Below are 15,587 nucleotides of genomic sequence, written 5' to 3'. Positions count from 1 at the left end.
GCTACTTGCCCTCCTGCGGCGCGTCGGCGAACGACGCCTGGTACGCGGCGAACTGCGCGCGCTCCTCGTCGACGAGGGCGTGCCCGTCGGCGTAGACATTGTCGAACATCGCCATGTCGTCGGGGTCGGGCATGGCGCGCACCGCCTCACGGACGCGCTTCGCGAGCGCGTCGCTCTCCGCGTCGAGATCGGTGAAGAAGGCCTCGTCGGCGAGGCCCTGGGCGGCGAGGTACTTCCGCAGCCGCAGGATCGGGTCCTTGGCCTCCCAGGCCACCCGCTCGTCGTCGTGGCGGTAGCGGGTCGGGTCGTCGGAGGTGGTGTGGGCGCCCATGCGGTAGGTGAACGCCTCGACCAGCGTCGGGCCCTCGCCGCGGCGGGCGCGCTCCAGCGCGGACCGGGTCACGGCCAGGCACGCGAGCACGTCGTTGCCGTCGACGCGGACGCCGGGGAAGCCGAAGCCCTGGGCGCGCTGGTAGAGCGGCACCCGGGTCTGGCGCTCGGTGGGCTCGGAGATCGCCCACTGGTTGTTCTGGCAGAAGAACACGACCGGGGCGTTGTAGACCGCGGAGAAGGTGAACGACTCCGCCACGTCGCCCTGGCTGGAGGCACCGTCGCCGAAGTACGCGATCACCGCGGAGTCGGCGCCGTCCTTGGCGACGCCCATCGCGTAGCCGGTGGCGTGCAGCGTCTGCGAGCCGATGACGATCGTGTACAGGTGGAAGTTGTTGCTGTTGGGGTCCCAGCCGCCGTGGTTCACGCCGCGGAACATGCCCAGCAGGTTCGTCGGGTCCACCCCGCGGCACCAGGCGACGCCGTGCTCGCGGTAGGTCGGGAAGACGTAGTCGTCGTCGCGCAGGGCACGGCCGGAGCCGATCTGGGCGGCCTCCTGGCCGAGCAGCGAGGCCCACAGGCCCAGCTCGCCCTGGCGCTGCAGCGCCGTGGCCTCGGCGTCGAAACGGCGGGTGAGGACCATGTCCCGGTAGAGCCCGCGGATCTCCTCCGGGCCGAGTTCGGCGACATAGTGGTCGTACTCCGGGTTCGGGACCCGCTCACCCTCGGGCGTCAGCAGCTGTACGAGCTGGGGCTCGGCACTCGTTGGCTTCTTCGCGGCGCTGACGCGCTTACTGCTGCGGCGCGGTTTGCGCGCGGCAGTGTTCTCCACGGTCACGTGCGTGCTCCTCCGTCTGTCCGGCCCCCGGGGTCCGCCGGGGTCCAGTGGGGCTCGCCTGGTCCCTACGGTGCACGGGGTGGGTGCGGCTCGGCCGGGAACAGGCGTGACAGGTGCCCCGGCGAGCGCCTGCCAAAGGCACGTTACCCAGTGGGGCGCATTCCTGCGAAACCCCATTTGACCTGCGATTTTGCTTGGATTTCCAAGTAAATCGAGAAATACGGGAACAACCACTGGTCACAGCCTTGCCGGCTGCCGGAACACGGGCACGGTATCCCGGTCACCCCGGCATGGGAAGAGTGAGTATGTGAGACTTGGGCCGTGCACGAAGAAGGAAAAATCACCGTATTCCTGGTGGACGATCACGAGGTGGTCCGCCGCGGCGTGTACGAGTTGCTCTCCGTCGAGGACGACATCGAGGTCGTCGGCGAGGCCGGTACGGCGGCAGATGCCCTGGTCAGGATCCCTGCGGTGCGTCCGGACGTGGCGGTCCTCGATGTACGGCTCCCCGACGGCAGCGGGGTCGAGGTCTGCCGCGAGGTTCGTTCGCAGAACGAGGACATCAAATGTCTGATGCTCACCTCGTACGCGGACGACGAGGCCCTCTTCGACGCGATCATGGCCGGGGCCTCGGGCTACGTCCTGAAGGCGATCCGCGGTGCCGAGCTGCTGACGGCCGTGCGGGACGTGGCGGCGGGAAAGTCCCTGCTCGATCCGGTCGCGACGGCGCGCGTCCTCGAGCGGCTGCGGGACGGGAACGCCCCCAAGACCGACGACAAGCTGGCGAGCCTGACCGACCAGGAGCGCAGGATCCTCGACCTGATCGGCGAGGGGCTGACCAACCGGGCCATCGGCGAGCGGCTGCACCTGGCCGAGAAGACCATCAAGAACTACGTCTCCAGCCTGCTGTCGAAGCTGGGCATGGAACGGCGCTCCCAGGCCGCCGCGTACGTGGCACGGCTCCAGGCCGAGCGGCACTGAGCGCCGCGTCCACACCCGGAGCGCGGTAATCCACCCGGACGGTGCGAAGCCGTCCGGGTGAGCCGCGTCCGGGGCGGGCCTTGGGACGGCCGGGGCCGTGAGGCGCGAGGGAGGTCCGCCGGGCCGTGCAAGGGCGGGAGACGGACGGTTCGCGAGGCGGGAGACGTCGCCCGACGGGCCCGTAGGACCGGAAGCGCTGTCCACCGGGGCGCGGGCCGTAGTGGCCGGTGAGGTCGGAGGGCGCGGACCGTAGTGGCCGGTGAGATCGGAGGGCGCGGGCCGTACTGCCCGGTGAGATCGGAGGGCGCGGCTGACGGGTGGTCGCCGGCGGAGGCGGCGGGTCCGCGGGCCGTGCGCCCGGGCCGCGGGCCGCGGCAGCCCGGCACCCCGCGCGGGGCACGACAGCGCCCGGGACGAAAGGCCCCCCGCACTGGGGGCGGGCGGCCCTGTCCCCCGCACGTGCGGGCCTCGGAGAGTGGAACCATGCCGATCGAGGATCTCTGCTCCGCCGAGGAACTCCGCGCCGTGGAGCTGCTGTCGCGGGTCCCGTACGGCCGGCTGGCCACCACCATGAGCGCCATGCTGACGGTCGTGCCCGCCCGTCACGTCGTCTCCGACGGCTCCGTCCTGCTGCGTCTCCACCGCCGCCCCGGCTACCACCACGCCTGCGCCGGCACGGTGGTGGCCTACGGCGCGGACAACCTCGGCCACCCCGCCGCGGGCCACTGGTCGGTGCAGATCACCGGCACCGCGGAACTGGTCCGGCCGGCCGACGAGGAGATCCCGCGCTTCGGCCAGGCCCCGCTCCATGTCGACGGCGAACCCTTCGAGCCGGTCTACATGCGCCTTACGCCCCGCTTCGTCACCGTGCACACCCTGGACTGTCCCGAGCAGCGACACCGGCGACACGCTGAGTGATCTAACATCTGACGGGTGCCGCGCTCATCTGCTATTGCCCCACCCCCCATTGCCCCACCCCCTCTCGCCGAGCTGCTGCGCCGGTACGAGGACACCGGCGAACCCCTCTCCTGCGAACCCGTCACCCAGGGCCTGCTGAACCGCGGCTACCGGCTCGCCACCACACGCGGCTCCTACTTCCTCAAACAGCACGTGGACGAGCCGACCGCGGACCGCGAGACCATCGCCCGCCAGCACCGGGCCGTCCGCCGCCTCCAGTCGCTCGGCGTCCCCGTCGCCCCGCCCGTGGCCGACAGGTCCGGCGACACCGTGGCCGTGATCGGCGGCCGCTGCTACGCCCTGCACCCCTGGGTGGACGGCCGGCACCGCCGCGGCGCCCAGCTCACCACCGTCGAGTCCCGTCGGCTGGGCGCGCTGCTCGGTCTGGTCCACACCGGTCTGGAGCGGGTCATGGACGCGGAGCCGGGGGAGCGACGTGAGGCGGTCCGCCCGCACGAGAGCGCGGACCCCGAGGAGACCTTCGCCCTCATCGACGCACTGCTGGAACTGGCCCGCGCCCACCGCCCCAGGGACAGCTTCGACGCCCTCGCCGAGCACCGGCTGCGGGAGCGCCGCGCCCTGCTGGAAGGCCATGCGCACCGCAGGCCGCCGCCCGCCGCCGTCGGGGGCTGGGTGCACGGGGACTTCCACCCGCTCAACCTGCTCTACCGGGGCGACCACCGCGGCGCGGAGCCGGCCGCGATCGTCGACTGGGACCGGCTGGGCGTCCAGCCGCGGGCCGAGGAGGCGGTACGGGCCGCGGCGATCTTCTTCGTGCGGCCCTCGGGCCGGCTGGAACTCCCGAAGGTACGGGCCTATGCGCGCGCCTACCGGTGTGCGGCCGGGGCGGACCCGGCCGAACTCGCAGCCGCCGTGCACCGGGTGTGGTGGGAGCGGCTCAACGACTTCTGGATACTGCGCTGGCGCTACCAGCTGCACGACCGAAGGGCCGACCCGCAGTTCCCTGCGGTGTCGGCCCTGGCGGTGTGGTGGACGCGGGAGTACGAGGCGGTGTGCGAGGCCTTCGCCGGATGACGGCGCCGGCCGGGCGGCCCGCCCGGATCAGCCCGGTGTGGTTCCGGTGGTGGCGCCGGCGTCCGCGCCCGCGTCCGTACCGGTCGTCGTGCCCGCGTCCGTGCCCGTGCTCGTACCCGCGTCGGTACCGGTGGTGGTGCCGGCGTCCGTCCCCGTGGACGTGCCCGCGTCCGTGCCGGTGGACGTGCCCGCGTCCGTGCCCTCGCTGGTGTTGCCCTCCGTCGTCCCGTCCGTGGTGCCCTCGGTGTCGGAGGGCGTGTCCGAGGGATCGTGGCTCGGGCTCTGCGGCTGCGACGGCTGCGGCTCCTGCTGGGAGGGACGCTCGCTCGGCGGCCATTCGCCCTGATTGCCGTTCGTCCCCTGGTCCGGCTGCTCTTCCTCCTCGGGCTGCTCCTCCGAGGGGGTCGGCGAAGAGTCGGACTCGGTCGGGGTGCTGGAGACCTTCTGGTCGTCCTTCGGCTTCGTGCCGGGCTTGCCGGCCCGGTCCAGCGCGAAGGCCACGCCCGCCACGACCGCGATCACCGCGAGCGCGACGAACAGCCACACCTTGCCCTTGCCGCCGCCCCTGCCACCGCCGGGTCCGACGCTGTACGCGCCGTCCTCCGGATTGCGCGGCGGGAGGAGCGGGCCGGACGAGGTCTCGCCGTGGTGCGGGTGCCCCATCACCGCCGTCGCGCCCATGCCCTGCGCCGGGGTGTGGCCGCCCTCGTGCATCTCGACGGGGCCCGTGTTCCAGGCGCCGGTGTGGCTGCCCTGCTGCTGGAGCATCTGCAGCCCGTACTGCACGAGCGCCCGCATCTCCTCGGCGCTCTGGAACCGGTCGTCCGGGTCCTTGGCGAGGGCGCGCATCGCGAGTCCGTCCAGCTCCGGCGGGGCCACGTCCGAGACCTCGGAGGGCGGCACCGGGATGTCCTGGACGTGCTGGTAGACGACGGACAACGGTGTCTCGCCGGTGAACGGCGGGCGCAGCGCCAGCAGTTCGTAGAGCAGACAGCCCGTGGCGTACAGGTCGGAACGGTGGTCGACGGCCTTTCCGAGCGCCTGCTCGGGAGAGAGGTACTGGGGCGTGCCCATGACCATGCCGGTCTGGGTCATCGTCGTCGAAGCGCCGTGCAGCGCACGGGCGATGCCGAAGTCCATCACCTTGACCGCGCCGCCGTTGGTGATGATGACGTTCGCCGGCTTGATGTCGCGGTGGACGATGCCGTGCTGGTGGGAGTACGCGAGGGCCTCGAGGACACCGGAGACGATGATGAGCGCCTGCTCGGGCGGCGGCGCCTCGGCGTTGATCAGCAGATCGCGGATGGTGTGGCCCTCGACCAGCTCCATCACGATGTACGGCACGGACTGGCCGTCCACGACGTCCTCGCCGGAGTCGTACACGGCCACGATGGCATGGTGGTTGAGGCCCGCCACGGACTGCGCCTCGCGCGTGAAGCGCGCCTTGGACACCGGGTCCTCGGCCAGATCGGCGCGGAGCAGCTTCACGGCGACGGTCCGGCCGAGCCGGACGTCCTCCGCCGCGAACACCTCCGCCATACCGCCCCGGCCAAGACGGTGGGTCAGCCGGTACCGGCCGTCGCCGACGAGCCCGCCGACGCCCCAGGAGTCAGCAGCATCCGACACTCCGCCGCCATGTGGTTCGGATTCGGGTGCCATCAGTCCTCGCCGTCGTGTCTTGCCGCGCCGCGCGCTGCGCGCGAGCGGCGTCTCTCGGTGGTTCGACACGTCACGCTACAGGCTTCCGGTGACACGCCGGTCCGGGATGGACCGGTCGGCGAACCCGCCGCCGCCACGGCGGACCACTCACGTCCGGTTCCTGTAACGCTTGCGAGACGCTTCTTGTGCGTACGGTCACGGAACGGGCACCCGGCTTGACGTGTTACTGCCCTCGGGCAGACTTGCCCCGTAATCCGGATCACCGCGGCCACCGCTCGACGGTGTGCGTGCCTAGGGGGAAGCACAGTCATGAGCCAGGACGGCGCACACAGCGGCCGCTACGCGGGCGGTTCGGTAGCGGGCGGCCGGTACCAGCTTCGCGACCTTCTCGGCGAAGGCGGGATGGCGTCGGTGTACCTGGCGTACGACAGTGCGCTGGACCGGCAGGTCGCCATCAAGACCCTCCACACCGAACTCGGCCGGGAACAGTCCTTCCGCGAGCGTTTCCGCCGCGAGGCGCAGGCCGTCGCCAAGCTGTCCCACACCAACATCGTGTCGGTCTTCGACACCGGTGAGGACGCCGTGGCGTTCAGCGGCTCCGCCGCGGGGGACGGCGGCGTGATGCCGTACATCGTCATGGAGTACGTGGAGGGCAAGCCGCTCGGGTCCGTCCTCCAGGAGGACACCCGGCAGTTCGGCGCGATGCCGGCCGACAAGGCGCTGAAGGTGACCGCCGACGTGCTGGCGGCGCTGGAGACCAGCCATGAGATGGGACTGGTCCACCGGGACATCAAGCCCGGCAACGTGATGATGACGAAGCGCGGCGTCGTCAAGGTAATGGACTTCGGCATCGCCCGGGCCATGCAGTCGGGCGTCACGTCGATGACCCAGACCGGCATGGTCGTCGGCACCCCGCAGTACCTGTCGCCCGAGCAGGCCCTCGGACGCGGCGTCGACGCCCGCTCCGACCTCTACTCGGTCGGCATCATGCTCTTCCAGCTGCTGACGGGCCGGCTGCCGTTCGACGCCGACTCGCCGCTGGCGATCGCGTACGCGCACGTCCAGGAGGAGCCGGTCGCCCCCTCCTCCATCAACCGCTCGGTGACCCCGGCGATGGACGCCCTGGTCGCACGGGCGCTGAAGAAGAACCCGAACGAGCGCTTCCCGAGCGCCGCCGCCATGCGCGACGAGTGCCTGCGCGTCGCGAGCGCCGGCCAGACGCACGCGCCGGTCATCGTGCAGGGCGCTCCGACGACGAACAGCGGCTCGGGCGTGGCCTCCGCGGTGTTCCCGCCGGTGGACCAGTCGACCCCGGCTCCGGGCCCGGGCAGCGTCCAGCAGCCGTTCCAGCCCGGTCCGTACGGCCCGTCGACCCCGGCCCCGGTGCCGGGCCCCGCCCCGAGCTACGGCTACCCGCAGCAGGCCCCGGTCCCGGCGTACCAGACCCAGACCCCGGTGCCCCCCGCGTACCACCTCTCGCCCCAGCCGACCGGCGTCCCCGCACCGTCCGGCAGCGGCAGGCGGAACATGCCGTTGGTCGTCGGCTCGGTCGTCGTGGCGCTCCTCGCCGTCGGTGGAGTGATCACGGCGCTCTCCCTGAACAAGGGCGACGACGAAGGCGGAAGCGGAGGCGGAGGCGGCGCCGACCCGTCGGTGTCGGCACCGTCGGTCGCGGGCCACAAGCCCCCGGAGCGCAATCGCACGATCGACACGGACGAGTGCACGGACGCCACGGAGGACAGCGACGACCCGGCGAAGGTCCAGGCGCCGAGCTTCGTCTACAAGGACGTGATCTCCGTCAAGTCGTGCCTGCAGGCCGCGGGCTGGAAGTTCAAGGTCACGGAAAAGGACGACCCGCAGTTCGCCGAGGACCAGGTCATCAACCAGTTCCCGACGGAGGGCACCGCCGTGGTGCCGGGCAACCAGACCTTCGAGCTGACGGTCGGCACGGGGAACCCGGGTTACTAGGCCGTGTCCGACACATGGCGCCGTCCGCCCGCAGGACGGGGCCCTGTCCGGCACGGCCCAGGGACCGCGCGGAGCGCCCCTCGCACGCCGAGCGGGGCTTCTGCCCCGAGAGCGAACTGCCCCGAGAGCGAACTGCCCGGGAGTGAGCGGTCCTGGGAGTGAGCGGCCCCGGGAGTGAGCGGCCCGGCACGCGTTCGTGCCGATCCGCTCACCGCCAAGAAGTCCGGTTTTACCCGGGATGCCGGAAGTTCCCGGCCATGTGACGCTGAGTCCGAAACCTCGGCGCCCCGGCTCGGGAGGGGGTCACCTCGTGACTCCGAAGCTCCGCACGCACTGCGCGACGACCCTCGCGGCACTGGTGCTCGCCCTGCCCGTGGCGACGTACGCCTACGCCGACGGCCCCCTGACCCGCGCCGTGGAGTCGCGCGGGGACGGCGAGGGCCGGCGAGCGGGCGGCGAGAACGGCGGAGACGGGCGGGACGGGGCCCTCGATCGCGACGAGGACGGGCGGTACGACGGCGGGGCGCACGGCCGGAGCGAGCAGTACGACGGCGAGGTCCGCGGCCAGAGCGGGCGGTACGGCCATGACGCGCGCAACGGGGATCGCGAGCGGTCCCGGGGGCGGAGCCGGGACGGACAGGGCGGCCCGGGCCGGTGGACGCACGGCCGCCCGGCGCACGGCGCGCCGTCGGCCGCGCGGGCCTCCGGCCTCGCGGCACCGGAAACGGTCCCTGATGCGGACGGCGATCGTCCGCCGGCGCACCCAGGGCAAGCCGGGAAGCCCCACACCCCACCGGACGAGAACGCCGCCGCACGCCCCGATCCGTCGCCCACCGCGTCGCTGGCCGGGCGGCAGGCCGGTGAGGGCCGGTTGCGGCCCGGCCGGACCACCGCTCCCTCGCTCACCGTGCCGACGTCACCCGTTCGGCCGCACGACGGCCATGACGACCACGGTCTCGGCCACGACCACGAGCGCCGGCGCGACGAGAACGTGGCGCCGCACGAGGAGGCCGAGGACGGGTCCAGGGAAGCGTCCGACGCCCCGTCCCCCTCGGAGTCCACGCCCGCGGACGACGCCTCCCCCGCCGCCGCGGGCGAGTCCCACCAGCAGCCCGTGTCCGAGCCGCTCGAACGCCAGATCCCGGTGCTGACGCTGGGCGCAGGCTGTGCCCTCATGGGACTGGGACTCGGATACATGGGGCTGCGGCTGCGCCGCGGCTGAGCCCGCACACGCAGCCGCAGCCCAGCCGCACCCGCAACCCGCAACCCGCAACCCGCAACCCGCCGGGGACGCTTCCGCGATCCGCTCGACCCGCCCCGGTTCCGCCCCCATGGCGCCCGTCCGTCTCCGTCCGGCCCACGCGCCCGTCCTCCCTCCGCCCCGCGACGCGCCCGTGCCTCCCAGGGCGGAGCGCGTCGTACCGTTTCGTCCGGGTGCGTACGGGGGTGTCGTCCTCCCCGGGTCCGCGTGTCCCCCGTACGGCCTACGCCCGACGTCCGTCTCAGGGCGGTTGGTCGCCGGCGACATACCCGGTATACATACTCGGTATGTCGATCCGGCACGGGCTCCTCGCCCTTCTCGAACACGGTCCCCGCTACGGCTCCCAGCTCCGCACGGAGTTCGAGTCCCGTACGGGGGCGACCTGGCCGCTCAACGTGGGCCAGGTCTACACGACCCTGAACCGGCTGGAACGCGACGGCATGGTCGTCCAGGACGGCGAGGACGAGGCCGGACACACGCTCTACGCCATCACCGACACCGGACGGGACGAGCTGAGGGCCTGGTTCGGCCGGCCCGTCGACCGGACCAGCCCCGCGCGCGACGAACTGGCCATCAAGCTCGCCATGGCGGTCGGCGCGCCGGCCGTCGACATCCGCGATGTCATCCAGTCCCAGCGCCGCCACACCGTGAAGGCGATGCAGGACTACACCCGGCTCAAGGCCCAGGCACTGGACCCGGCGCCCGCCGACCGGGACGAGATCGCCTGGTTGCTCGTGCTGGAGCAGCTCATCTTCCAGACCGAGGCGGAAGCCCGCTGGCTCGACCACTGCGAGGCCCGGCTCATCCGGCTCTCCGCGGCGACGGCGGAACAGCGCCCGGAGCCCGCACCCCCATCCGCCCGGGCTGCGGCGCCCGTCCACGGTCACCGGAGGAGGCCCGGCTGAGCCCGGCCCCCCGTCGGGGCCGGTGGCAGGGGACGGCATCGATCCACCGCCGTCCCCGGTGAAAGCCCCGCCGTACGCCCGGCGTCGCTCGCCCGCTCCACCCGGCCCTCCTCAGGGGCACGTTCCCGGCACCTCACCCCGGTGCCTCCCACGCACCTCGCCTTCCACATCCGCTCACGTACGCGCCAGGCGTACGCCAAAGGGGACCTCTCATGTCCGACCATTCCCACCAGCCCCAGCAGTCCCAACAGCCCGTCCTGCAACTACGGAATCTGACCCGGGTGCACGGCAGCGGCGCCACCGAAGTGCACGCGCTGCGCGGTGTGGACCTCGATGTGTTCCCCGGTGAACTCGTCGCCGTCATGGGCCCGTCCGGCTCCGGGAAGTCCACGCTCCTGACGATCGCCGGCGGTCTCGACACACCCACGTCGGGCCAGGTGATCGTCGAGAACACCGACATCACCACCGCCGACCGCAAGACGCTCGCCGCCCTGCGCCGGCGCAGCATCGGCTACGTCTTCCAGGACTACAACCTCATACCGGCGCTGACCGCCGCGGAGAACATCGCGCTGCCGCGCGAACTCGACGGCCGATCCGCCCGCAAGGCCCGGTCCGAGGCCGTCGCGGCGCTCGACGAGATGGGCCTCGGTCATCTCGCCGACCGGTTCCCCGACGAGATGTCCGGCGGACAGCAGCAGCGAGTGGCCATCGCCCGCGCGCTGGTCGGTGACCGCCGTCTGGTGCTCGCCGACGAACCCACCGGCGCGCTGGACTCCGAAACCGGCGAGTCCGTCCTCGCGCTGTTGCGCACCCGCTGCGACGCGGGAGCGGCGGGCATCCTCGTCACCCATGAACCCCGCTTCGCCGCCTGGGCGGACCGGGTCGTCTTCCTGCGCGACGGCTCGGTCGTCGACCAGACCGTCCGCAGCGACGCGGACTCCCTGCTGAGCGGGCAGGCGGCCGAGCGGTGAGGAACTGGTACCACTCCTGGCGCGCAGCGATCCGTATCGCCCGCCGCGACGCCGTCCGCTCCAAGGGACGCAGCTTCCTCGTCCTGGCGATGATCGCCCTGCCGATCCTCGGGGTGAGCGCCGCCGATCTGACCCTGCGCAGCGCCGAGCTCTCCACCGAACAGACCCTGGAGCGGACACTCGGCCGCGCCGACGCCCAGGTGAAGGATGCCCACACCGGTGGGGTGCCCATCCACCAGACCCCGGACGGCAACGGCGTCGACCCCGTCGGGGACTTCGAGGACAAGGCTTGGCCCGAGGGCAGCACGGATGTCCGCAAGGCCCTCCCGGCAGGCGCGAAGGCCCTGGAGGACTCGGCCGGTTCCGGAAAGCTGCGCACCGCGCACGGGCTGCTGAACGCCGAGATCCGGGAGCTCAGGGCGACCGATCCGATGGCCGAGGGCATCATGACTCCGGTCAGCGGACGTTTCCCGAAGACGCCCGACGAGGTGGCGGCGACGACCCACTTCCTGGAGTCCAGCGGGCTGAGCGTGGGTTCGAAGCTGGTGGCGCGCGGGCTGGACCGCGAGTACACGATCACCGGCTCCTACGAACTGCCGGACTCGCTGAAGAGCGACCAGGTCAACGCGCTCCCCGGCGCGCTGCTGGACCCCCTCGACAAGGCGCTCAGCGCAGACGGCCTGTCGGGCACCGGGAAGTCCACGAGCTACCTGGTCAACGTGCCCGGCGGTTTCACGTGGAACATGGTCCAGGAGATCAACACCAAGGGCGTCTCGGTGTTGTCGCGCGCCGTGCAGCTCTCGCCGCCGGCCGACGCGGACGTGCCGCTGTACAAGCACAAGGGCTGGGACAGCAGGGACTACGGGCAGAGCACCGCCGCCCGGGCCGCCGCGCTCGCCGCGGTCGGCACGGTCGTCGGTCTGGCGATGCTGGAGATCTGTCTGCTGGCGGGGCCCGCCTTCGCGGTGGGCGCCCGGCGCTCACGCCGCCAGCTCGGGCTGGTCGGCGCCAACGGCGGCGACCGCCGCCACATCCGGGCCATCGTCCTGGCCGGCGGGCTGGTGATCGGCCTCGCCTCCGCTGTCGTGGGCACGGTCCTCGGCCTGGTGCTGACCTTCGCGATGCGCCCCCTGCTGGAGGACTACATCGGCGCGCGCTTCGGCAGCTTCGACATCCGGCCCCTGGAATTGCTCGGCATCGGACTGCTCGCCGTGGTCACCGGCCTGCTGGCCGCGATCGTCCCGGCCGTGACCGCCTCTCGGCAGACCGTTCTGGCCTCGCTCACCGGGCGCCGCGGTATTCGCCGCAGCAACCGGGTGCTGCCCGTGCTCGGACTGGTCGCCGTGGTGCTCGGCGCGGCGATCGCCCTCTACGGTTCGCTGCTCACCGAGCAGTTCATCATCGTCGCGGGCGGCAGCGCCCTGGCGGAGCTCGGCGTGGTCGCCATGACGCCCGCGCTGGTCGGCCTCTTCGGCCGGTCCGGTCGCTGGCTGCCGCTGTCGCCGCGGCTCGCGCTGCGGGACGCCGTGCGCAACCGCGGCCGCACGGCACCGGCGGTGGCCGCCGTGCTCGCCGCGGTCGCCGGGACCGTCGCCGTGGCCACGTACGCCTCCAGCAGTGACGCCCAGGCGGAGGCGGCGTACGAAGCGCGGCTGCCGCACGGCGCGGTCTCGATGGTCATCACCGAAGGCGGCGGACGGGACGTTCCGGCGGCCCGCACCATGGTGCAGAAGTACCTGCCGGTGGATGTGCGCGCCGATGTGGACCGGATCGTCGTCGGGAACAAGGGCTGCACGCCGTACGGCGGCGGCAAGGAGTGCGGCTCCTACGAGATCGTCGTGCCCAAGGCGAACCAGTGCCCGCTGTGGGGCACCTCCGGCGACGAGGACCCCGCGGAGAAGTTCTCCAAGGCTCAGCGTCGGGCACTCGCCAAGGACTGGCGGTGCAAGGAGAGTTCCGGAATGGTCTACACGGAGAGCGGGGTGCTCGTCGCCGACGAGAAACTGCTGAAGGTGCTCGCCGTCGACGATCCCGCCGCCGCGAAGGCCCTCGCCGACGGCAAGGCCGTCTCCTTCGACAAGCGCAACCTCGACAAGAGCGGTGCGGTCGGCATCCGGCTGATCACCGACATGGAGGCCGCGAACCGGGCGATCGAGCAGGACAAGGAGGTCCCCGGCGTGGTCAAGTCCTTCCCCGCCCACCAGGCGGCCGACGACGTCGACGCCTACGGCGTGGCCATGATCCTGCCGCCGGCGGCGGCCAAGACGTCCGGCCTCACCACCGTCCCGCTCGGCGCGTACTACTCCACGGACGGGACACCCGGCAGCGAGCAGCGACAGAAGCTGGAAGGCGAGCTCGACAAGACGGGTGCGAGCATCGATCTGCACATCGAAGAGGGCTACACCAGCGACAACAGCATCGTTCTGCTGGCTCTGACGGTCTTCGCCGGGCTGATCACGATCGGGGCGGCCGGTATCGCCACCGGGCTCGCGCAGGCCGACGCGGAGGCCGACCTCAAGACGCTGGCGGCCGTGGGAGCCCCTCCCCGGGTCCGCCGGACGCTGAGCGGATTCCAGTGCGGAGTCATCGCCGCGATGGGTGTGGTCCTCGGCTCGGCCGCCGGAGTCCTGCCGGCGATCGGCCTGCGGCTCACCGAGCACCGGCAGGAGCTCACGTGGTACGAGCAGGCCCTCGACTCCGGCTGGGGCGGGAGCCTGACCCCGCCGACGTCCACGATCGTCATCCCGTGGGAGACGCTGGCCGCGCTGCTGGTCGCGGTGCCGCTCGGCGCGGCCCTGCTGGCGGCCCTGGTCACCCGGTCCCGGGGAGCGCTGGCCCGCCGCGAGGCGAGCTGAGCCCCTTCGGGACACGCGGTACGAAATCGTGCCCCCGCACCAGGGTGGATCACCTCGGTGCGGGGGCACACCGTGGGGTGAGCCACATGTGCGAGAGAATGGACGGCATGGAGATGCCGAGGAATGAACGGTCGCAGGAGAACCCCCCGGTCCTCATCGTGGGACAGAACGGGATGGCGCTCGGCGGCAGTGAAGGTGACGGCGAGGCACGCGAGGTCCCGGTGACGGAGATGGTCGAACAGCCTGCGAAGGTCATGCGGATCGGCAGCATGATCAAGCAGTTGCTGGAGGAAGTGCGGGTGGCACCCCTGGACGAGGCGAGCCGCGTCCGGCTGAAGGAGATCCACGCGAGCTCGGTGAAGGAGCTCGAAGAGGGACTGGCTCCGGAACTGGTCGAAGAGCTGGAGCGGCTGTCGCTTCCGTTCACCGACGAGGCCGTGCCGTCGGAGGCCGAGCTGCGCATCGCCCAGGCCCAGCTGGTCGGCTGGCTCGAGGGGCTCTTCCACGGCATCCAGACCGCGTTGTTCGCCCAGCAGATGGCGGCCCGCGCCCAGCTGGAGCAGATGCGCCGCGCCCTCCCCCCTGGGGCCCCCACCGACGACGAGGCACTCCACGGCGGGGCTGCCCGCTCGGGTCCCTACCTCTGATGAACCTCTGAGTGGCACCCCACGCACAGCGGCCCCGTCCCCGTAAGGGGGCGGGGCCGTCGTCATCCGGGGGCCCGTCGTTCGGGGGCTCGCCCTTCGGGCCCGTCGTCCTCGCCGACCGTCGCCGTCGGCATGTGCCGGGCCGCTGGGCGCTCGGCTCCATCGGCGGAGGGCGTGACTCAGCGCTGCCCCGCCGGCGCCACCAGCAACACCTTGCCCACATGAGCGCCGGACTCCAGGATCCGGTGCGCCTCGGCCGCCTCCGGCATCGGCAGGGCGCGGTCCACCACGGGCTTCACCGCTCCCGCCTCGATGAGCGGCCAGACGTGCTCCCGCACCGCCGCGACGATCGCCGCCTTCTCCTCCGGCGGCCGCGCGCGCAGCGAGGTGGCGGTCACCGCGGCACGCTTGCCGAGCAGCGCCCCCAGGTTGAGCTCGCCCTTCACCCCGCCCTGGAGCCCGATCACGGCCAGACGTCCGTTGACGGCCAGGGCACGCACGTTCCTGTCCAGGTACTTCGCGCCGATGATGTCGAGAATGACATCGGCCCCGGCCCCGTCGGTCGCCTTCCGCAGCTCCTCGACGAAGTCCTGCTCGCGGTAGTCGATCAGGATGTCGGCGCCCAGCTCGGCGCAGCGCGCCAGCTTCTCCGGCCCGCCGGCGGTGACGGCCACACGTGCGCCCACTGCCTTCGCCAACTGGATCGCCATCGTGCCGATCCCGCTGGCGCCGCCGTGTGCCAGCAGCGTCTCGCCGGGCCGCAGATGGGCGACCATGAACACATTGGACCAGACGGTGCAGGTGACCTCGGGCAGTGCCGCTGCCGTGACGAGGTCGACGCCCTTGGGGACCGGCAGCAGCTGGCCCGCCGGCACCACCACCTTCTCCGCGTACCCACCGCCGGAGAGCAGAGCGCACACCTCGTCGCCCACGCTCCATCCGGAGACCCCGGGGCCGGCGGCCACGATCCGCCCCGAGCATTCCAGCCCCGGGTACGGGGACGCACCGGGCGGCGGATCGTAGAACCCCTGCCGTTGGAGGACGTCCGCGCGATTGACCGCGCTCGCGGCAATCTCGACGAGGACCTCCCCCTGGCCGGGTTCGGGGTCCGGCGCCTCCGCCCAGACCAGCGCCTCGGGACCACCTGGTTCGGGAATCGTGATCGCATGCATGGCCGCGA

General features: G+C 72.3%; 12 protein-coding genes. 9 read left to right on the top strand and 3 right to left on the bottom strand.

All coding sequences use genetic code 11. The features are described 5' to 3' along the window. Position 1 precedes the first annotated feature (1 nt). Positions 2-1,168, bottom strand: a complete 1,167-nt coding sequence (gene pdhA, locus QRN89_RS18045; RefSeq protein WP_290350455.1) for a pyruvate dehydrogenase (acetyl-transferring) E1 component subunit alpha — start codon at positions 1,166-1,168, stop codon at positions 2-4. 321 nt (positions 1,169-1,489) lie between these two features. Between pdhA and QRN89_RS18040 the strand changes: the two genes are divergently transcribed. The 3 genes from QRN89_RS18040 to QRN89_RS18030 all read left to right on the top strand — a co-directional run bounded on the left by QRN89_RS18040 (position 1,490) and on the right by QRN89_RS18030 (position 4,141). Then, the gene (locus QRN89_RS18040) at positions 1,490-2,149 is read left to right on the top strand and encodes a response regulator (protein ID WP_290350454.1); all 660 of its coding nucleotides are present in this window, start codon (positions 1,490-1,492) and stop codon (positions 2,147-2,149) included. 483 nt (positions 2,150-2,632) lie between these two features. After that, positions 2,633-3,067, top strand: a complete 435-nt coding sequence (locus QRN89_RS18035) for a pyridoxamine 5'-phosphate oxidase family protein (RefSeq protein WP_290350453.1) — start codon at positions 2,633-2,635, stop codon at positions 3,065-3,067. 15 nt (positions 3,068-3,082) lie between these two features. After that, positions 3,083-4,141: a phosphotransferase gene (locus tag QRN89_RS18030; protein WP_290350452.1), complete on the top strand. Its 1,059-nt coding sequence runs from the start codon at positions 3,083-3,085 to the stop codon at positions 4,139-4,141. Between the two features lie 27 nt (positions 4,142-4,168). Here QRN89_RS18030 and QRN89_RS18025 read toward each other — a convergent pair whose 3' ends face one another. Then, the gene (locus QRN89_RS18025) at positions 4,169-5,800 is read right to left on the bottom strand and encodes a protein kinase domain-containing protein (RefSeq protein ID WP_290350451.1); all 1,632 of its coding nucleotides are present in this window, start codon (positions 5,798-5,800) and stop codon (positions 4,169-4,171) included. Positions 5,801-6,109: 309 nt separating this feature from the next. Between QRN89_RS18025 and QRN89_RS18020 the strand changes: the two genes are divergently transcribed. The 6 genes from QRN89_RS18020 to QRN89_RS17995 all read left to right on the top strand — a co-directional run bounded on the left by QRN89_RS18020 (position 6,110) and on the right by QRN89_RS17995 (position 14,407). Continuing rightward, positions 6,110-7,768, top strand: coding sequence for a protein kinase domain-containing protein (locus QRN89_RS18020; RefSeq protein WP_290350450.1), 1,659 nt, complete (start codon positions 6,110-6,112; stop codon positions 7,766-7,768). A gap of 310 nt (positions 7,769-8,078) precedes the next feature. Next, entirely contained in the window at positions 8,079-8,990 is a 912-nt protein-coding gene (locus tag QRN89_RS18015) for a hypothetical protein (protein ID WP_290350449.1), read from the top strand. A gap of 326 nt (positions 8,991-9,316) precedes the next feature. Then, positions 9,317-9,934 (top strand): PadR family transcriptional regulator, encoded by a 618-nt coding sequence (locus tag QRN89_RS18010; protein WP_290350448.1) that lies wholly within the window; start codon positions 9,317-9,319, stop codon positions 9,932-9,934. Between the two features lie 212 nt (positions 9,935-10,146). Then, complete coding sequence (locus QRN89_RS18005; protein WP_290350447.1) at positions 10,147-10,905, top strand: ABC transporter ATP-binding protein; 759 nt, start codon at positions 10,147-10,149, stop codon at positions 10,903-10,905. Further along, a complete protein-coding gene (locus tag QRN89_RS18000) occupies positions 10,902-13,760 on the top strand; it encodes an ABC transporter permease (protein WP_290350446.1) in 2,859 nt (952 codons plus the stop codon). The genes QRN89_RS18005 and QRN89_RS18000 overlap by 4 nt, the downstream gene beginning before the upstream one ends. A gap of 107 nt (positions 13,761-13,867) precedes the next feature. Further along, a complete protein-coding gene (locus QRN89_RS17995) occupies positions 13,868-14,407 on the top strand; it encodes a bacterial proteasome activator family protein (protein ID WP_290350445.1) in 540 nt (179 codons plus the stop codon). Positions 14,408-14,586: 179 nt separating this feature from the next. Here QRN89_RS17995 and QRN89_RS17990 read toward each other — a convergent pair whose 3' ends face one another. Beyond that, entirely contained in the window at positions 14,587-15,579 is a 993-nt protein-coding gene (locus QRN89_RS17990) for an NAD(P)H-quinone oxidoreductase (protein WP_290350444.1), read from the bottom strand. Positions 15,580-15,587 lie beyond the last annotated feature (8 nt).

Origin of the sequence: Streptomyces sp. HUAS CB01, assembly GCF_030406905.1 — a bacterium.
In the GTDB taxonomy this organism is placed as follows: domain Bacteria; phylum Actinomycetota; class Actinomycetes; order Streptomycetales; family Streptomycetaceae; genus Streptomyces; species Streptomyces chengbuensis.
This window is presented reverse-complemented; position numbering and strand designations above follow the sequence as displayed.